This window comes from Pseudomonas sp. ASL7 (genome assembly GCF_056680375.1).
This window is the reverse complement of record NZ_CM155279.1, coordinates 616,725-634,562: the sequence shown is the minus strand read 5'-3', so window position 1 is coordinate 634,562 and position 17,838 is coordinate 616,725. Positions and strand designations below refer to the sequence as shown.

Genomic DNA, 17,838 nt, shown 5'->3' with positions numbered 1-17,838 from the left:
TTGTCTTGCGTGTCCTTACGAACTCGGCTTGCTCCGCAAAAAAAATTACGCTCGTCGAACCCCTTCTCGACGGCTCTATTTCAGCACTATTCCCACACTTGACCTCGCACCCAATGGGTTTTGCCAAGCTTTTTCAAAATTTTATCTTGCGCGCTAATTAATTGCGCTATACATTCATTTCGCACTTACTTAGCACGCAATCATTTAGCGCAAACAACCCATATCAACACGAGGCTCACACCATGCAAACTCTCTACACCGCAATTGCAACTGCCACTGGCGGCCGTGATGGTCGTGCGGTTTCCAGCGACAACATCCTCGACGTCAAACTCGCCACCCCGAAAGAACTCGGCGGTGCTGGCGGCGCAGCGACCAACCCTGAGCAACTGTTCGCCGCCGGCTACTCCGCCTGCTTTATCGGTGCGCTGAAATTCGTTGCCAGCCAGACCAAACGCGCCATCCCGAACGACACTTCGATCACTGCCCGTGTCGGCATCGGCCACATTCCTGGCGGCTTCGGTCTGGACATCGACCTGCATGTCAGCCTGCCGGGCCTGGAACAAGCCGATGCGCAAACCCTGGTCGACGCCGCCCACCTGGTCTGCCCATACTCCAACGCCACCCGTGGCAACGTCGATGTGCGTCTGCACGTGACGGTTTAATCACCATCCTTTCAGGCACAAAAAAGCCCGACTCAATGGTCGGGCTTTTTCATTCCTGAAGCTGTGCTTATTTAGCACGGCCTTTGTAGGAACCGCCTTCGCGGGTATCGATCTCGATCATGTCGCCGATTTCGATGAAGTCAGCCACCGACAGTTCGGTGCCGTTCTTCAGTTTGGCAGGCTTCATTACCTTGCCGGAAGTGTCGCCGCGAGCGGAACCTTCGGTGTAGTCAACCTGACGCACGATGGTGGTCGGCAGTTCTACGGAAACCAGACGCTCTTCGAAGAAGATCGCTTCGCAAACATCGGTCATGCCTTCTTCAACGAAAGGCAGAACGGCTTCGATGTCTTCAGCGTTCAGCTCGTACATGGTGTAGTCGGTGGTGTCCATGAACGTGTAGGTGTCGCCGCTGATGAAGGACAGGGTCGCTTCTTTGCGGTCGAGGATTACGTCGTCCAGTTTGTCGTCAGCGCTGTAAACGATCTCGGTCTTGTAACCGGTCAGCAGGTTTTTCAGCTTGGTCTTCATGATCGCGCTGTTACGACCCGACTTGGTGAATTCAGCTTTCTGAACCAGCCAAGGATCGTTTTCGAGACGGATCACCGTACCGGGTTTCAGTTCTTTACCAGTTTTCATTGCGAATATCCGAATTTGGATGGGATTTACAAAAATCTAGGCCGCGTATCATATCCAATTTAGGTAAAACTGTACCAGCGCTGCGGCAAGATCTGCTTGCAAGCCCTGTTCCAGACACCACGCTTCGGCATGCTTTTGCAGTTCCGGCCCGTGTTTGCGGGTCGATTGCCAATGCTCGGTCATTTTCTCACCGGCATTCCAGGCGCGCCATAGACCGCTGATCGCTTTGCTGGCCGGCTCAGAGAGGCCTTTTACATAGAGCGAAAGGAACGCTTCGAGCTTGTCCAGGTGAATGTCTTCATCCTGCCGGTAGATGTGCCAGAGCAGCGGCCGCCCCGCCCACTGCGCCCGGATGAAGGAATCTTCACCGCGCACCGCATTGAAATCGCAACTCCAGAGCAATCGGTCATATTGCTCCTGTCGGACGAACGGCAACACTTGCACGGTCAGGGCATCACGCACGTGTACCGCGCCGGCACTCAATGCCTCGACCCCGAGCCAACGCTCGACATCGCCGAGAATCCGACCTTCCGGCACCAGCAGATGAGTGGGTGCCGAGTCACCCGTCATTGCGTCGAGCCAACTGGCCAACCCGGTATTTTCGTAGGCAAACAGTGAGATCAACTGTGCCCCCTGCGCGCGATCAATCCCTAAACCTTGCAGGAAAGCTCGCTGAGCCTCGGGATCCTGCTGAAACTGCCGACGCTGCTCGAGCAAGCCGTTTTCACGCAGCAGCCCACCGGTACCTTTGCGGAACCCCGGAAAGAAAAAGAATTTCTGCACACTTTTGTATTTGACCGACGGCAAGCCGTGGCAGCCAATGACCCAGTCCTCGGCACTCAGATAGTCGAGATTCATCCACAGCGGCGGTTTTTCCCGCTCGGCCATGGCGTCCATGTAGGCACCGGGCAACTGGCAGGCGAACGCGGCGATCACCACATCAGCGGCTTCAGCAGGCTGCCAGTCGGCCGGCCATTGACGCACCTCGACACCCTGCAGCCACTGCTGCGAGGCGTTGATGTCGATCGCCGGGCAAATGCGTTCAAATGCTCGCAGATCATCGACCCATAAACGAACATCCATTGAGTGTTCGGCCACCAATTGGCGGGCCAGACGCCAGGTCACACCGATGTCGCCAAAGTTGTCGACCACCGTGCAAAAAATATCCCAGCGGGTTTTCATTTCAGGCATTCCAGGCTCCCGTTGGCAAAGGCGCCGATTGTCCGCATAAATTACCCTGCGCAGAAGAGCCGACGGCGATTAATCTTCATGCGACAATCGCCACTCGTCCGCGACCACTCGCAAGGAGGCAGTCATGCCCTACCGTCCCAACCCCCGCCGCCCACTGCCCATTCAGCTCAATGCCCTGCGACTGACCGGTAGCATTGCCCTTGGTTTGTGGCTGGGTTTCCTCGCGATCGCCCTGACCTGCTGGCTCGCCTCTCGCCTGTTGTTCAGCGAGCAACTGGCCCCCATCGCACAAGCGGTGGAGCAACTGGCTAAACCGCCTGTGGTGGCGCAGCCGGTGCCTGATATTGCGCCGCAGAGTCCATTGTTCGATCAATACGAAGAGAACCTGCGCAAGGACGAGCAACAGCAACGACTCGATCAGGCGCGCAGCACCAGCCGTAATCTGTCCAACCCAAAATGCCAGTTCTGGTTGCAACAGGATCACAACGCGCCGAGCGAAAAAAGCCGCGCCAATGTCCTGCAATTCTGCGATTGATCATGAATAAACAAACGGTCCATCAACTGATCCTCGACAAACTGCGGGTCGATCTCGACATCGCTGAACGCGCTGCGCAAACCGCGTACGAAACCGCGACCCACGAAGAAAACATCGCCGAAAACAAGTACGACACCCTGGGGCTGGAGGCGTCCTACCTGGCCGCCGGACAAGCCAGGCGCGTGGAGGAAATCAGGCAGTCGTTGACGCTTTGCCAGAACCTGACACTGCGACCTTATGACGAACAGCGCGGTATCGAAGTGGGCGCATTGCTCGGCCTGGAAGACGAAAAAGGTCGTGAACAGTGGTTGTTCCTGGCCCCCGACGCTGCCGGTTTGAAAGTCGATCTGGTGGGGCAATGGATTACTGTCATCACCCCTCGCTCACCGCTGGGCAAAAGCCTGCTGGGCAAGTTCGAAGGGGACGAGGTGGACATTTTGGTGGCCGGCACCCGGCAACAGTTTTCTGTCACCGAGGTCGTTTAGCCGAGGCAGGACACCCCATTAATGGACCGGCAATTCGACGCCGTCGAACAGTTCTTCCAGTTCCTGCTTGTTGTGGCACTGGATGGCTTTGGCCATGACTTCGCGAGTCAGGTGCGGGGCGAACTTTTCGATGAAGTCGCACATGAAGCCACGCAGGAACGTGCCGCGACGGAAACCGATTTTGGTGATGCTGGATTCGAATAAGTCACTGGCGTCGAGCATCACCAGGTCGCTATCGAGTTTAGCGTCGACCGCCATTTTGGCGACGATACCCACGCCCAGACCCAAACGAACGTAAGTCTTGATGACGTCGGCGTCGGCAGCGGTGAATACCACTTTTGGCGTCAGGCCGCGATGGCTGAACGCTTCGTCGAGTTTCGAACGGCCAGTGAAACCGAACACGTAAGTCACGATCGGGTATTCGGCCAGGGCTTCGAGGGTCAGCTTTGGCAGCTTGGTCAGCGGATGGCCTTGTGGCACAACCACGCAGCGGTTCCAGCGGTAGCACGGCATCATCACCAGATCACCGAACAGTTCCAGGGCTTCGGTGGCGATGGCGAAATCGACGGTGCCGTCAGCGGCCATTTCGGCGATCTGCATCGGCGAGCCTTGATGCATGTGCAGGGCGACGTCCGGGTATTGCTTGATGAACGCGCTGATCACTGGAGGCAACGCGTAACGCGCCTGGGTGTGGGTGGTGGCGATCGACAGGGTGCCTTTTTTCTCGTTGGAGAATTCCTGGGCAATCTGCTTGATGCTTTCAACCTTGCGCAGAATTTCGCCCGCGGTGGTGATGATGCGCTCGCCGGCCGGGGTCACGCGGGTCAGATGCTTGCCGCTGCGGGCGAAAACCTCGACCCCCAATTCGTCTTCCAACAGGCGGATCTGCTTGCTGATGCCCGGTTGCGATGTGTAGAGGCTTTGGGCGGTAGCGGAAACGTTGAGGTCGTGGTGCGCCACTTCCCAGATGTAGCGCAGTTGTTGAAGCTTCATATGTATCCCTCAAAGCAGGTAGACGCCACGGGCATCAGCGACGGTATATAACTATATTAATGGTTTGAAGAATAAATCTAGAACTTTTTTATCAAACTGCCACTATTCGCGTTCTAGCGATCCTCTTGGCGACGACGCTCCACCAGCGGCACCAGATAGACTGGCACCCGAGCCAGTTGCAACACGCGCGTTGCGGTCCTGCCCAAAGGCGTTTCCGCACCAACCCCATGGCTGTGACTACCTACGATCAGCAAATCCACCGAGAGTTTCTGCGCCTGGTCGAGAATCACTTGCGCCGGGTCCCCCTGAATCACCCGAACCGCCTGTATCCGCTCCAGGTCCTGCGCCCCCTCGCCTCCCAGTTCTTCACGAAAACTGTCAAGCACCCGCTGCTCGATACTGGCAATGACCGTGTTCAGGCCCTGACTGTGAAACTCGTTCAACGCCTGTTCATCGAGGTAACTCTGAAGCACCGACTCGGCGAACAACCCCATGGGTTCCACCGCATGCACCACGTACAAGTCAGCATTGAATGTCCGCGCCAGCGCCAGGGCATGTTGCATCACTAGGGGTGCGTACAGGCCGAGGTCAGTGGCGTACAGAATCGACCCAATCATATGACCTCCTCGCGTGCCAACATGGCGGAGATTGATTCAGCTTAGCAGTGCCTTGGCGAGTACGACGTTTCGTGTAACGCGTTGAACCGTGGGCTTAAACCTTTTGCTCGTTGCTTATGCCATGCGGCACGTGGCCAGTGGCGACCACCTCGCGGGCCAATTCGCAATGGCCGGCCTGATCGTCGAAAAATACATCAGCGGCAAAGGCTTCGAGGAATGCCGACTTGGTCAGGCCACCGAGGAACAACGATTCGTCCAGACGAATGTCCCATTCGCGCAACGTGCGGATCACCCGTTCATGGGCCGGCGCTGACCGCGCCGTAACCAGGGCGGTGCGGATCGGACACGCGTCCTCCGGGAACTCGCGCTGCAAAACGTTCAGGGCGGCAAGGAAGCCTTTGAACGGGCCACCGCGCAACGGCTCACGAGCCGCTTCACGCTCACTGGCCTGAAAGGCTTCCAGCCCTCCTGCCTGGTAAACCCGCTCCGATTCGTCGGAAAACAGCACCGCGTCACCGTCGAAAGCAATGCGCAATTCATCGCTGGCGGCACGGCTGGCACCGCCCGACAGAATAGTCGCTGCGGCGAACCCGGCATCCAGTGCACTGCGCACGTCCTCGGCATGGGTCGAGAGAAACAGATCACAACCAAAGGCCTTGAGGTACGGATAAGGACTGCGTCCGCCGACAAACGCCGCTCGGGAGATCGCCAGCCCATAGTGGTGGATCGAGTTGAACACCCGCAGCCCGGTGTCGGCACTGTTGCGCGACACCAGGATCACCTCGACCCGGGCCCGGCCGAGGCTGGTATTGAGGTTCAGGAGTTTTTGCACCAACGGGAAGGCATCGCCGGGCTCAAGGATTTCGTCCTCGTGTTCGATCTGATATTGCCGATAGGCCTCGACACCGCTCGACAGATAGACCTTGTGGCTTTCACTCAGATCGAACAGTGCCCGCGAAGAAATCGCCAGCACCAGTTTGTCGTCTATGCCTTTTGCCATGCCCTTCTCCCTCAGGTTGATCGACTCAAGTGTTGCGTCGATCGATAAAACTCAAGCTGCGATACAACGCTTCGATTCGCGGCAGCTCGCATCCTGCGGCTTTGGCGGCCGCCAGTGGACGGTTGTAAATCGCAGCCAGTTCCAGCGGTCGTTTGTGCAGAAAGTCGTGGTACATGCTCGGCCAGTAATCCGGCATCTTCTCGGTCACCATGAACAGATGATCGGCATAACCGGCCGGTATGGCGTGACCGCAGGCTGTCGCCCCCTGAACCACTTCGGCCATCAATGCCTTGATCAATTCCCGGCTGTCGACATCCGCCATCAGCGGCGTGGTGCTTGCCCCGAGCAGCACCGACAGACCGTTATAAGGGATATTCCAGACCAGTTTTTGCCAACGTGCCTGATGCAAGTTCGTCATTGATTGCGAATCGATGCCGGCAGCGCGGAAGAACCCGGCGCCCTCCTCCACAATCGCTGTGCGCATCGTTTCATCGGTTGCGGGACCGCTGTGGTAGCCAACATGTACCGCGCCGAGCGCCTGATGGGTGATAACACCAGGTTCCTCGCGGTGTACGCAGATGTAGCAGAGCCCACCGAGCAAGTGCAGCGAATCGGGGAGCCATTCGCGCAGGCTGTCTTCGACGTCCAGGCCATTTTGCATCAGCAGCACTTTGGCACCGGGGGCGGCGACTTGACGGATCATCGGTGCGAGGTCCGCGTTACTGGTGGTTTTCGCGCCCACCAGCAACCAGTCACAGGGCGGCATGTCTTCGGCGGTCGAATAGGCCTGAACCGGGTTCAACGTCAGCGCGCCATGGACCGCGCTATTGACCTGAAGCCCTCGCTCAGCCACCGCTGAAAACTCACTGCGTAACAGAAAGTGCACATCGAAGCCGGCACGCGCCAGCATCACCCCGTAGAAACCGCCGATAGCACCGGTTCCGATAATACCGATTGTCGGTTTGGCAACTGCCCCCATCATGGCAACTCCTCTGCAATTCGATTCAGGGCCTGACCCACGGCGGCATTGAGCTCAGTGCGGGTCAGGCGCGATTTAAGTGCGCCGAAGAACTCACCGTCGCGCACCACAAACAGCGCCGGCAAATGAAAGACCTGATAACGCTCGACCACGCCGCCATTGTTCCCCGCATCGATCCAGCACAACTGATCGACCTTCAGGTCGAGTCGTGGCAATTGCTCACGGGCAAAACGGCAACTGGCGCAGCCAACACTGGTGAAAATCACCAGCGATACCCCGTTCATTGCCAGCAGCCGCTGGTCGGCGTCGAAATCGGTCAGCTCCCATTCGACCACTATACTGGGAGGAACAATGTCAGATGGCCGACACATGGAGTCCGTGTTCATGGGACGTTTTCTTCCTCACCCTGACGATGTGCCTGTTGAATTAACGTTGCTCACGCATGAGTGCATATCGCGGCAACGGCTGCACACTATCAGCCTCGGGGGCATGGCTTGCAATTACCACCGCGCCTGGCGCCACGGTACAGCGCTGGAAGTGCGCATGCCGACCTTGAATCCCGACTTGCGTTTTCTAGGCTATGTGGCCTGGTGCCTGCGACGAAAGCGAGGCTATCTGGTGGGCATCGCCTTTGTGGACGAGCAGATGCTGTTCAGCGCCCGGATGGGCGAGCAGGTGTGTCAGATAGAACATTACCGCCGCCTGCGCGACGCGCACGAAGATCTGCAGGATGCTCAAGCCCTGGCGCTCGAATGGGTCCAGGAACATGCCCACGAGTTCTCCCACGACACGGTTCGCAACGCATTTGCACAGCCAGCACTGGATTAAACCCGTGTCTGCCCATTGTCGAGCAGGCGCGTAACGCGCTAAGGTTCGGCTCCCCGACGCGCTTAATTTGCTGTGCTCCGCCGCGCGGGTTCGCTGGCGGCCGGCACCCGTGACCTGACGAGTAAACGATGGCTGATTTACCGATCAACGACCTAAACGTCGCCTCCAATGAGACGCTGATCACTCCCGATCAGCTCAAGCGTGATATCCCTCTGAGCGACGCTGCCCTGCGCACCGTCACCAAGGGTCGCGAAGTCATTCGCAACATTCTGGACGGCACCGACCACCGCCTGTTTGTCGTCATCGGGCCGTGCTCGATCCACGACATCAAGGCTGCCCACGAATACGCCGAACGCCTGAAGGCGCTCGCGGCCGAAGTGTCCGATACCCTGTATCTGGTCATGCGCGTGTATTTCGAGAAGCCGCGGACCACCGTCGGCTGGAAAGGCCTGATCAACGACCCGTACCTGGACGACTCCTTCAAGATTCAGGATGGCCTGCACATCGGTCGCCAATTGCTGCTGGACCTGGCAGAGATGGGCTTGCCGACTGCGACCGAAGCCCTCGACCCGATCTCCCCGCAGTACTTGCAGGATCTGATCAGCTGGTCGGCCATCGGCGCACGCACCACCGAATCCCAGACTCACCGGGAAATGGCTTCGGGCCTGTCCTCGGCTGTCGGCTTCAAGAACGGCACCGACGGTGGCCTGACCGTGGCGATCAACGCCTTGCAATCGGTTTCCAGCCCGCACCGTTTCCTGGGCATCAACCAGGAAGGTGGCGTATCGATCGTCACGACCAAGGGCAACGCCTACGGTCACGTGGTGCTGCGCGGTGGCAACGGCAAGCCGAACTACGATTCGGTCAGCGTTGCGCTCTGCGAGCAAGCGCTGAACAAGGCCAAGATAAAGCCGAACATCATGGTCGACTGCAGCCATGCCAACTCCAACAAGGACCCGGCCCTGCAACCGCTGGTGATGGAGAACGTCGCCAATCAGATCCTCGAAGGCAACCAGTCGATCATTGGCCTGATGGTCGAAAGTCACCTGAACTGGGGCTGCCAGGCGATTCCGAAAGACCTCGCCGACTTGCAATACGGCGTGTCGATCACCGATGCCTGCATCGACTGGTCCGCAACCGAAAGCACCTTGCGCAGCATGCATGCCAAGCTCAAGGATGTGCTGCCCAAACGCGATCGCAGCTGATAGCGCTGCTCTGCAGACAAAAAAACGCCGGGCTAAACCCGGCGTTTTTTATGCGTTTGATTCTTGAAAGGTCACTGGCTCAGCTTGGCAGCATGGCGCTGGTGACGCTCCATGTAGCGCTCCACGTAGGAGCACGACGGAATGACTGTGTAACCCATTTCCTCAGCGTATTGCAGTGCCTGCTCGGTCAACGCAGCCGCAATGCCCCGACCACGCAGCGCGTTGGGCACAAAGGTGCGGTAAATATCCAGGGTCTGCTTCCCCAGGTCCATATAGGTCAGGTAGGCACGATGACCGTCCACATTGGTCTCGAACTGATGACCAGCCTGGTCATGGTGGATGGACAACGCCTCGCTCATCACTACTCCTCGCGGGTCTTGAATTCTGACCCCTACCTTACCGATGTTTTTCCGGCGAAGGAACATCTACGCCACCCCGTGCCTGAATGGACACCGAGAAGAGCCGCACCAATCTCGCGCAACCGGGCACGTACAAATAGTAGGCACCATTGGCAAAAATGCTCAAGGTACGCTCGTCATCACGCAGGTTGGCAGGTGCTGCTCCGGGTCACGCAGGGACGGCTCGCCCGAAGATTTCCGCGGGTCGACAGCCTGAACATTGCCGGATATTGAGACTTAAGACGAGCGCCCTTTCTTAAAGTCACCTCTACATGGATAAAGATATGAGAGGCAGCGCGCAAAATCCGAACCAAAGTATAGACGAATCCATGTAGCTAGACTTTAGCCAAGACCGAAAAAAGCGACGACGACGACGCGCAGCTTTTCCATGGCGAATCGCTCAACTCGGGCCTCGTAGCTGGATATTTTTTAAACAATTGCAGTTAAAAGTTGCTCGAAAAAGAATCAAAGCCTACAATTTTTTTGGCTTCTTGCTTTACGTCAGTTTACTTACGACAAGTAATGGGTAGTATGTACGCCGGCTAATTCCTCACTCTGAGGAGATAGTCACTTAATGGAAAGTCCTTGAAGGGGAACACGATGAACAACGTTCTGAAATTCTCTGCTCTGGCTCTGGCCGCAGTTCTGGCTACCGGTTGCAGCAGCGCATCGAAAGAAACCGAAGCACGTCTGACTGCTACTGAAGACGCAGCAGCTCGCTCCCAGGCTCGTGCAGACGAAGCTTACCGTAAAGCTGATGAAGCTCTGGCTGCTGCTCAAAAAGCACAACAGACTGCTGACGAAGCTAACGAGCGTGCTCTGCGCATGCTGGACAAAGCTAGCCGCAAGTAATAATCCTTCGGGATTGTTATCAAGCCGACCCATTTTTTGGGTCGGCTTTTTTATTGCCCGGTGTTTGGTACAGGCAATAAAAAACCCACCGACGCGGTCAGCATCGGCGGGTTCCTTTCAAGCGTTACTGCAGCGGGTCGATCGGCGCATTCGTCACCATCGGCGCGGAAGTATTGGGCACAGCGATTTCCACCGGCATCCCATCTTCAGCGGCAACAACATCACGCACCACATCCCAGTTCATGCGCAGGTTATTAGTGATGTCCTCACGCTTGAGCATCGCGTTGATCACCGCGGTGTGCTTGTCGACCACTGACGGGTTGCCGTTATCGTCCAGCGGCGTGTGCGCTTCAAGATACACCTTGCCGCCACTCTTGCCGAACTTGTACGGGTCGTTGATGATTCGCACCGACGTACCGATCGGCACCATGCCCGCCATTTCCAGCACGTTGTTGTTGTACATCCGGAAGCAACCATGGCTGGTGCGCATGCCGATGCCGAATTTTTTGTTCGAGCCATGAATCAGGTAGCCCGGAGTGCCCAGGCTGAACTTGAACGGCCCCAGTGGGTTATCAGGGCCGGCCGGCACCACATTCGGCAAAGGGTCACCATCGGCGGCGTGCTCGGCCTTGATGGACGCTGGAGGCGTCCAGGTCGGGTTAGGCGTTTTTGCGGTGATAGTGGTGTGGGCAATCGGCGAACCCCAACCCTCACGACCGATCCCCAGCGGGAAGGTGTACACCACGTTCCGGCCTTTCGGATAGTAGTAGAGGCGGTATTCAGCCAGGTTGATCACGATACCTTCACGCGGCCCCGGCGGCAGGATGAAGCGGGTCGGCAGAATGATTTCGGTGCCGGCGCCCGGCAGCCAGGCGTCGACGCCCGGGTTGGCCGCGACCATTTCCGAATAGCCCAGATCGTAAGTGGTACCAAGGTCGGCGAAGGTATCTTCGTACTTGGCCTTGACGACCTGCACCTGGCCAACGATGTCTTCACCGGGCGGTGGTAGAGGCAACTCCAATGCTGCAACGGGACCGGCCACACAGAGGGCGGCAAGAGTCAGGCAGCGGGTGACGGCAGGAAAACGCGGCAACATCCGGAAAATCCTTCGCATGATCGACAGAGGGAATAAAAACGGGATTGTACACTGACGCCTGAAATTTCGGGGAGTTGGCCGATAGCAAGCTATCTTTGAGGCGTCAAAGCTCGAAGCGCAGCTCTGGCCAGATCGGCGATGTGCCGCGTTTTTGCGACTCCAGGATCGCGCGGCACAAGGAGCACAGGCGCTGGTCCTGGAATACCCGGCGGTCGACGCTCGACCAGCGCGGCTGTGCCGGTAGCAGGCTGCCGCACAAGGTTCGGTCCGCCGAACCACCCAGCTCCAGCTGACGTGTCACCAGATGCACCCGCACTTCCTGGCAGGCGAACAGATCCAGCTGTTCGTCAGGCTCGATCAGTTGATAGGCAAAAAGTGACCAGGCGGGACGCGGCATCGGGGGCTCCAAATCGGGGGCGCCACCTTAGCCGAAAGCCTGCCCTTAGAAAAGTGTCATAGCAACGGTTTTAGCGTAGGCCAGACATTTTCCAGCAACTTGTCCTGAGCCACGGCAGCCGGGTGCAGGCCGTCGGCTTGCATCAAGTCTGGATGACCGCCGACACCGTCGAGAAAAAACGGCACCCACGGGACCTTTTTCTCGCTGGCAAGGTTGCTGTAGACCTCGGCAAAGGCCTTGGTGTAGCGAACGCCGTAGTTGGGTGGCAATTGCATGCCGAGCAGCAGCACTTTGGCACCGCTGGCGCGGGAACTGTCGATCATCGCTGCAAGGTTTTGTTGCAATTGGGTTGGCAGCAACCCACGCAGCCCGTCGTTACCTCCCAATTCGAGGATCACCAGCTCAGGTTTATGCTTCTCAAGCAGCGCGGGCAGGCGCGCCTGGCCTCCGGCACTGGTGTCGCCGCTGATGGACGCGTTAACCACCTTATCGTCGAAACCTTCACGCTTGAGCCGTTGCTCGAGCAATGACACCCACCCCAAGCGGGTATCCAGCCCGAAACCCGCGCTGATACTATCGCCAACGATCAGGACTGTACCCGCCGCTGCGTTCTGGGCCATGCACATCAAGGCCAGGCCAGCACTCAAAAACCACACACGCATCGGATTCTCCATGGGCGCAAGCATTCTCACCGCGAAGAACCTCAGCAAAGTGGTACCCAGCGCGGAAGGTGAACTGACTATCCTGCACGAACTGAGCCTGGAACTGAACAAGGGCGACAGCCTGGCCATTGTCGGCGCGTCCGGTTCAGGCAAATCCACCCTCCTTGGCTTGCTCGCCGGTCTCGACCTGCCGAGCAGTGGCGAAGTCACCCTCGCCGGGCAAGCCCTGAGCAACCTCGACGAAGACCAACGCGCACGCATTCGCGCAGAACATGTCGGCTTTGTCTTTCAATCATTCCAGTTGCTCGACAGTCTCAATGCACTGGAAAACGTCATGCTGCCGCTGGAGCTCGACGGCCGAAAAGACGCCCGCGAACGCGCCACCGAACTGCTGCAACGGGTCGGGCTGGGGCAACGCCTGACCCATTCACCCCGCCAGCTCTCCGGCGGCGAACAACAACGCGTGGCGATTGCCCGGGCGTTTGCCGCCGAACCCGACGTGCTGTTTGCCGACGAGCCTACCGGCAACCTCGACAGCCACACCGGCGGACGCATCAGCGATCTGCTGTTCGAACTGAACCAGGAACGCGGCACCACCCTGGTGCTGGTGACCCACGACGAACGCCTGGCACATCGCTGCCGGCGCCTGATCCGCCTTGAAGCCGGCCTGCTGGTCGCCCCCCTGGAGCCTTGATGGCACGCCTGCCGCTGTTGCGCCTGTTCAGTCTCGCCATTCGCCAATTGCTGCGCGACGCCCGCGCCGGTGAGTTGCGGGTATTGTTTTTCGCCCTGGTGGTGGCCGTGGCGGCGAGTACTGCAATCGGCTACTTCGGCGCCCGCCTCAACGGCGCAATGATGCTGCGAGCCACGGAATTTCTCGGTGCCGACCTGCTGCTTGAAGGCAGCTCACCGGCCCGGCCCGAACAGATAAGAAGCGGTACTGATCTGGGCCTCGAACATGCTCAGGTAGTGGAATTCTCCAGCGTTATCGCCACCGACAACGGCATTCAACTGTCCAGCATCAAGGCAGCCGATGATGCCTACCCACTGCGCGGCGAACTGAAAAGCGCTCCCGCGCCCTACGCCCCGCAAGTAGCCGGTGGCGGACCGAAACCCGGCGAAGCCTGGGTCGAAGCGCGCCTGCTGATCGCGCTGAAGTTGAAGATCGGCGACAGCATCGACGTCGGTATGCGAACCCTGAAACTGGCTCGGGTGCTGACTTACGAACCGGACCGCGCCGGCAATTTCTACAGCCTGACGCCGCGGGTGCTGATCAATCTCAGTGACCTCGCAGCGACTGGAGTGGTGCAACCCGGCAGCCGGGTCAGTTACCGCGACCTCTGGCGCGGCAATGCCCAGGCACTGGAAATCTATCGTCAACTGCTCAAGCCCGGCCTCGCGGCCAACCAACGCCTGCAGGATGCACGCGACGGCAACCGGCAAATCGGTGGCGCCCTGGGCAAAGCCGAACGTTACTTGAACATGGCCAGCCTGGTGGCGGTTCTGCTATCCGGTGTGGCGGTGGCGCTATCAGCGACGCGCTTCGCCACCCGCCGATTCGATGCCAGTGCATTGTTGCGATGCCTGGGCTTGTCCCGTCGGGAAACCCTGGCGCTGTTCAGTGTGCAGCTGGCGGTCCTCGGACTGCTCGCCAGCCTCAGCGGCGCATTGATCGGCTGGGTGGCGCAGCTCGGGCTGTTCGCAATGCTGCATGATTTGTTGCCGACCGATATTCCACCGGGCGGTCTGTTTCCAGCCATCGCCGGGATTGGCACCGGGCTGGTGGCGCTGGCCGGTTTTGCGTTGCCACCATTGGCCGCGCTGGGTCGCGTTCCGCCATTGCGGGTATTACGCCGGGACATGCTGCCGATCCCTTCCAGCACCTGGATGGTCTACGGCGCGGCACTGGGCGCACTTGGACTGATCATGTGGCGCCTGAGCCTGGACCTGGTGCTGACCTTCGCCTTGCTCGGCGGAGGCGTGATCGCCGCACTACTGTTAGGTGGCTTGCTGTTACTGCTGCTGAAAAGCCTGCGCCGGATGCTGGCGCGCGCCACCTTGCCGTGGCGACTAGGGCTGGGCCAATTGCTGCGCCATCCATTGGCGGCCGCGGGACAATCCCTGGCCTTCGGTTTGATTCTGCTGTCCATGACGTTGATCGCCTTGTTGCGCGGTGAGTTGCTGGACACCTGGCAAAATCAGTTGCCGAAAAATGCGCCGAACTATTTCGCCCTGAACATTCTCCCGGCGGACAAACAGGCCTTCACCGATCGCCTGATCGAACTGTCGGCACAATCGGCACCACTGTATCCAGTGGTGCCGGGGCGACTGATCAGCATCAACGGCGAGCCGGTGCAGGAAATCGTCAGCAAGGATTCGGCCGGTGATCGAGCGATCCAGCGTGACCTGAGCCTGACCTGGGCAGCGGACTTGCCGGCGGGCAACACGCTCACCGCCGGCAACTGGTGGGCCGATCAAAAACCCGATGAGATACCTGGCGTGTCGGTGGAAGGCAAAGTTGCCGAAAGCCTGAAACTCAAGTTGGGCGATCATCTGGTCTTTACCGTCGGCGGGGTCAATCGCGAAGCGAAAGTCACCAGTCTTCGAGCCATTAACTGGGACAACTTTCAGCCGAACTTCTTCATGATCTTTCAGCCGGGGACGCTGAAGGATCTGCCGGCCACTTACCTGACCAGCTTTTATCTGGCGGCGGGACATGATCAGCAGATCGTCGATCTCTCCCGCAGCTTCCCGGCAGTCACCATTTTGCAAGTCGAAGCCTTGCTGGAGCAGCTACGCAGCATCCTCGCCCAAGTCACACTGGCGGTGGAGTACGTATTGTTGTTCGTATTGGCAGCGGGAATGGCCGTGTTGTTTTCCGGCTTGCAGGCGACGCTGGATGAACGCATCCGCCAAGGCGCGCTGTTGCGTGCGCTAGGGGCCGAGCGGCAGTTGCTGGTCAAGGCCCGGCGGATCGAGTTCGGCTTGCTTGGAGCGGTCAGCGGGTTGTTGGCGGCGCTGGGTTCTGAGCTGGTGAGCCTGGTGCTCTACCGCTACGCCTTCGACCTGCCATGGCATCCGCATCCGTGGCTGTTGATGTTGCCACTGATCGGCGCTGCACTGATCGGCGGGGCCGGTGTGTTCGGCACACGTCGCGCGCTGAACGCCAGCCCACTGACAGTCTTGCGCGAGGGCTGATAAATTCAAACGCGGGCTAAAATGGCCCGCCCTATGATAAAACGACAAAAGTCGCTAACAATCAAATAGATATGATTAGTATGAGTGCTAATTCGGCCTACTGTTTTTCATAAACTATTTCGTTGATCCACCAGCACGTCTCGCCATTTGGGGTCTGAACAACGGCCTCATCACCCACCTCTTTTTTTAGCAGTGCTCGCGCCATCGGCGAATCGATGGAGATGTAGTCGTTGCGCCCATAGATCTCGTCGTAGCCGGCAATACGAAAACGTTTCACATCCCCGGCATCGTTCTCGATCTCAACCCAGGCGCCGAAGAAAACTCGCCCCTCCTGCTCCGGTGAATACTCGACGACCCTCATATCCTCGAGTCGTTTGCGGATGTACCGAACTCGTCGATCTATTTCGCGAAGGAGCTTCTTGTTGTACTGATAGTCCGCATTTTCACTTCGATCGCCTAACGAGGCCGCCCAGGTAACCTTCTGAGTAGTATCCGGGCGCTTCACTCGCCAGAGGTGATCCAGCTCATTCTTTAGAGCTTCAAAACCATCTTTCGTAATCAACTTCGTACTCAAATAGCACCTCGATCGGAGGGATTACCTTGCTGACTTAGGCCTTGCAGAACACGAGCCTGCCTCAGCGTCGCACTTGACGCTTCTTTCAGTTCCATTTTTTGTCTCGCAAAAGCAACGATAAAGCGTCATCGCACAATATATGACGCCCCCCTATATTGTGCGATGACTAATGCCGAGGCGCTTCCAATGCGCAAGGATCATGAAGAGTCGCGGGCATTAAAACTGCACGGACTCCTGACCCGTGAATCAACGACTCGGCACTAGTGCTTTTTACGGTAGGCCATTGAGTCATCTATACGCTTGAGAATGTAGTCTCCCGCGGCCACCGGCTGATAAAGGCTCTGCGCCCGGTCGATACCCAGATCGCAGGGATCGACTGTGGCGCTGTAAGTCGGGTCGTAGAACGTCGCAATCGAGTAGCGCTCATGGCCTGAAGAGTTGATGACCCGGTGCAGGGTCGAACGAAAACGATTGTTGGACCAATGCGCCAACAAGTCTCCGACATTCACCACCAGACTGCCCGGAATTGGCGTGGCCTCGATCCATCGATTGGAGCCCAACTCACGCACCTGCAAACCACCGCTGTTGTCTTGATGAAGCAATGTTATGCAGCCGTAATCCGTATGAGGCGCTACCCCAAACTGATCAGCCTCGGCTTGCGGCGGTTGCGGCGGGTAATAGACCATCTGCGTACGCTGCAGAGGCTTGGTGTACTTATCCATGAAGAAGTCTTCTTCGATACCCAACCCGGCAGCCACCGCCTTCAGCAGATCCGCTCCGGCCTTTGCGATTTCCGAATAGTACTCAGTTAGCGCTTCGCGCAATTGCGGCATGAAGGGTGGCCACTGATTCGGGCCACGCAGAGCCTCACCAGCGAGTACACAAGGATCATCCTCCGCTAGCTCCAGGCCAATACTGAAGAACTCCTTGTGATCGGGTTTCGTGGCTTCATACATGGTCGCACCACCCAACGCATGCCAGCCTCGATGCCGATTGTTCACCGCCACCTGACGCTTGACCTCGGTCGGATAGGCAAAGAACTGCCTGGCTGCCGCCATAGCGGTGTCGATTACCGTTTGCGGTACACCGTGATTGACGATGTAGAAGAAGCCGGTTTCGCTACAGGCTTCTCGAATAGCGTCACCGGCTCGACGAATACTCGCCTGATCACCTTCGCGGACACCGGACATATCGATCAACGGCAGATTGGTGCTAGAGGTCATGCTCACTCCTGAGTACGTCGTGCATACAGTCGCTGGATGAAGGTTTCGTCAGCGAATGACGAACCGGTATATACAGCCGAAAGCATTTACTATGCCGCCCAACCAGGCACTCGCTTGCAAGCCTCGGACTAAAGCGAATACCGCTTTTAAATCTCGACACAAAACCGAAAACAACCTGTTACCCATTGGTTCCCCTTCGCCCCAGCAGGGGGCGGAGTGACCGAACCTGGTGCAACCTTTGGTTACAGCATTGAACAAAGTGCAGCCTTGGCTTGATTCTTTTGTCGTGGACAAACCACGTCTGGA

At 58.1% G+C, this 17,838-nt stretch carries 21 protein-coding genes; 8 read left to right on the top strand and 13 right to left on the bottom strand.

The window, feature by feature from the left end; translation table 11 throughout:
• The first annotated feature begins 242 nt into the window (after nucleotides 1-242).
• Nucleotides 243-662 (top strand): organic hydroperoxide resistance protein, encoded by a 420-nt coding sequence (locus tag AC1MDT_RS02890; protein ID WP_480420603.1) that lies wholly within the window; start codon nucleotides 243-245, stop codon nucleotides 660-662.
• Nucleotides 663-729: 67 nt separating this feature from the next.
• Here AC1MDT_RS02890 and AC1MDT_RS02885 read toward each other — a convergent pair whose 3' ends face one another.
• Both AC1MDT_RS02885 and earP read right to left on the bottom strand, forming a co-directional pair.
• Nucleotides 730-1,299, bottom strand: a complete 570-nt coding sequence (locus tag AC1MDT_RS02885) for an elongation factor P (RefSeq protein WP_007943632.1) — start codon at nucleotides 1,297-1,299, stop codon at nucleotides 730-732.
• Between the two features lie 48 nt (nucleotides 1,300-1,347).
• The gene (gene earP / locus AC1MDT_RS02880) at nucleotides 1,348-2,490 is read right to left on the bottom strand and encodes an elongation factor P maturation arginine rhamnosyltransferase EarP (RefSeq protein WP_480420602.1); all 1,143 of its coding nucleotides are present in this window, start codon (nucleotides 2,488-2,490) and stop codon (nucleotides 1,348-1,350) included.
• A gap of 124 nt (nucleotides 2,491-2,614) precedes the next feature.
• On the opposite strand from earP, the gene AC1MDT_RS02875 reads away from it, so the two are divergent.
• Nucleotides 2,615-3,025, top strand: coding sequence for a hypothetical protein (locus AC1MDT_RS02875; RefSeq protein ID WP_480420601.1), 411 nt, complete (start codon nucleotides 2,615-2,617; stop codon nucleotides 3,023-3,025).
• Nucleotides 3,026-3,027: 2 nt separating this feature from the next.
• Complete coding sequence (locus AC1MDT_RS02870) at nucleotides 3,028-3,510, top strand: GreA/GreB family elongation factor (RefSeq protein ID WP_414909168.1); 483 nt, start codon at nucleotides 3,028-3,030, stop codon at nucleotides 3,508-3,510.
• Between the two features lie 18 nt (nucleotides 3,511-3,528).
• Here the strand turns inward: AC1MDT_RS02870 and cysB are convergent, their stop codons facing one another.
• From cysB to AC1MDT_RS02845, 5 genes are all read right to left on the bottom strand, one after another.
• The gene (gene cysB, locus AC1MDT_RS02865) at nucleotides 3,529-4,503 is read right to left on the bottom strand and encodes an HTH-type transcriptional regulator CysB (protein WP_480420600.1); all 975 of its coding nucleotides are present in this window, start codon (nucleotides 4,501-4,503) and stop codon (nucleotides 3,529-3,531) included.
• 113 nt (nucleotides 4,504-4,616) lie between these two features.
• On the bottom strand, nucleotides 4,617-5,120 hold the full coding sequence (locus AC1MDT_RS02860; RefSeq protein WP_414909169.1) for a universal stress protein: 504 nt from the start codon (nucleotides 5,118-5,120) through the stop codon (nucleotides 4,617-4,619).
• 94 nt (nucleotides 5,121-5,214) lie between these two features.
• The gene (locus AC1MDT_RS02855) at nucleotides 5,215-6,120 is read right to left on the bottom strand and encodes a 5'-nucleotidase (protein ID WP_480420599.1); all 906 of its coding nucleotides are present in this window, start codon (nucleotides 6,118-6,120) and stop codon (nucleotides 5,215-5,217) included.
• 25 nt (nucleotides 6,121-6,145) lie between these two features.
• Nucleotides 6,146-7,102: a putative 2-dehydropantoate 2-reductase gene (locus tag AC1MDT_RS02850; protein WP_480420598.1), complete on the bottom strand. Its 957-nt coding sequence runs from the start codon at nucleotides 7,100-7,102 to the stop codon at nucleotides 6,146-6,148.
• A complete protein-coding gene (locus tag AC1MDT_RS02845; protein ID WP_480420597.1) occupies nucleotides 7,099-7,485 on the bottom strand; it encodes a thioredoxin family protein in 387 nt (128 codons plus the stop codon). Before AC1MDT_RS02845 ends, AC1MDT_RS02850 begins: the two co-directional genes overlap by 4 nt.
• On the opposite strand from AC1MDT_RS02845, the gene AC1MDT_RS02840 reads away from it, so the two are divergent.
• Nucleotides 7,484-7,927, top strand: a complete 444-nt coding sequence (locus tag AC1MDT_RS02840; RefSeq protein WP_480420596.1) for a PilZ domain-containing protein — start codon at nucleotides 7,484-7,486, stop codon at nucleotides 7,925-7,927. The genes AC1MDT_RS02845 and AC1MDT_RS02840 overlap by 2 nt on opposite strands.
• A gap of 128 nt (nucleotides 7,928-8,055) precedes the next feature.
• The gene (locus tag AC1MDT_RS02835) at nucleotides 8,056-9,132 is read left to right on the top strand and encodes a 3-deoxy-7-phosphoheptulonate synthase (protein WP_480420595.1); all 1,077 of its coding nucleotides are present in this window, start codon (nucleotides 8,056-8,058) and stop codon (nucleotides 9,130-9,132) included.
• Nucleotides 9,133-9,203: 71 nt separating this feature from the next.
• Here the strand turns inward: AC1MDT_RS02835 and AC1MDT_RS02830 are convergent, their stop codons facing one another.
• On the bottom strand, nucleotides 9,204-9,491 hold the full coding sequence (locus AC1MDT_RS02830; protein ID WP_020800382.1) for a GNAT family N-acetyltransferase: 288 nt from the start codon (nucleotides 9,489-9,491) through the stop codon (nucleotides 9,204-9,206).
• Between the two features lie 639 nt (nucleotides 9,492-10,130).
• On the opposite strand from AC1MDT_RS02830, the gene oprI reads away from it, so the two are divergent.
• Nucleotides 10,131-10,382 (top strand): outer membrane lipoprotei OprI, encoded by a 252-nt coding sequence (gene oprI / locus AC1MDT_RS02825; protein ID WP_003199355.1) that lies wholly within the window; start codon nucleotides 10,131-10,133, stop codon nucleotides 10,380-10,382.
• A gap of 124 nt (nucleotides 10,383-10,506) precedes the next feature.
• On the opposite strand, the gene AC1MDT_RS02820 is transcribed toward oprI, so the two are convergent.
• The 3 genes from AC1MDT_RS02820 to AC1MDT_RS02810 all read right to left on the bottom strand — a co-directional run bounded on the left by AC1MDT_RS02820 (nucleotide 10,507) and on the right by AC1MDT_RS02810 (nucleotide 12,537).
• Nucleotides 10,507-11,478 carry a L,D-transpeptidase family protein gene (locus AC1MDT_RS02820; RefSeq protein ID WP_480420594.1) on the bottom strand — a complete coding sequence of 324 codons (972 nt, stop codon included), beginning with the start codon at nucleotides 11,476-11,478 and terminating at the stop codon, nucleotides 10,507-10,509.
• A gap of 103 nt (nucleotides 11,479-11,581) precedes the next feature.
• Nucleotides 11,582-11,875, bottom strand: coding sequence for a hypothetical protein (locus tag AC1MDT_RS02815; RefSeq protein WP_003226812.1), 294 nt, complete (start codon nucleotides 11,873-11,875; stop codon nucleotides 11,582-11,584).
• 56 nt (nucleotides 11,876-11,931) lie between these two features.
• On the bottom strand, nucleotides 11,932-12,537 hold the full coding sequence (locus AC1MDT_RS02810; protein ID WP_480420593.1) for an arylesterase: 606 nt from the start codon (nucleotides 12,535-12,537) through the stop codon (nucleotides 11,932-11,934).
• Nucleotides 12,538-12,547: 10 nt separating this feature from the next.
• Here AC1MDT_RS02810 and AC1MDT_RS02805 point away from each other — a divergent pair, with 10 nt between their 5' ends.
• A complete protein-coding gene (locus tag AC1MDT_RS02805) occupies nucleotides 12,548-13,231 on the top strand; it encodes an ABC transporter ATP-binding protein (protein WP_480420592.1) in 684 nt (227 codons plus the stop codon).
• Complete coding sequence (locus AC1MDT_RS02800; RefSeq protein ID WP_480420591.1) at nucleotides 13,231-15,735, top strand: ABC transporter permease; 2,505 nt, start codon at nucleotides 13,231-13,233, stop codon at nucleotides 15,733-15,735. The genes AC1MDT_RS02805 and AC1MDT_RS02800 overlap by 1 nt, the downstream gene beginning before the upstream one ends.
• Before the next feature lie 97 nt (nucleotides 15,736-15,832).
• Here the strand turns inward: AC1MDT_RS02800 and greB are convergent, their stop codons facing one another.
• Nucleotides 15,833-16,309 carry a transcription elongation factor GreB gene (gene greB / locus AC1MDT_RS02795; RefSeq protein ID WP_480420590.1) on the bottom strand — a complete coding sequence of 159 codons (477 nt, stop codon included), beginning with the start codon at nucleotides 16,307-16,309 and terminating at the stop codon, nucleotides 15,833-15,835.
• Between the two features lie 260 nt (nucleotides 16,310-16,569).
• The gene (locus AC1MDT_RS02790; RefSeq protein WP_480420589.1) at nucleotides 16,570-17,532 is read right to left on the bottom strand and encodes an isopenicillin N synthase family dioxygenase; all 963 of its coding nucleotides are present in this window, start codon (nucleotides 17,530-17,532) and stop codon (nucleotides 16,570-16,572) included.
• Nucleotides 17,533-17,838: the final 306 nt, after the last annotated feature.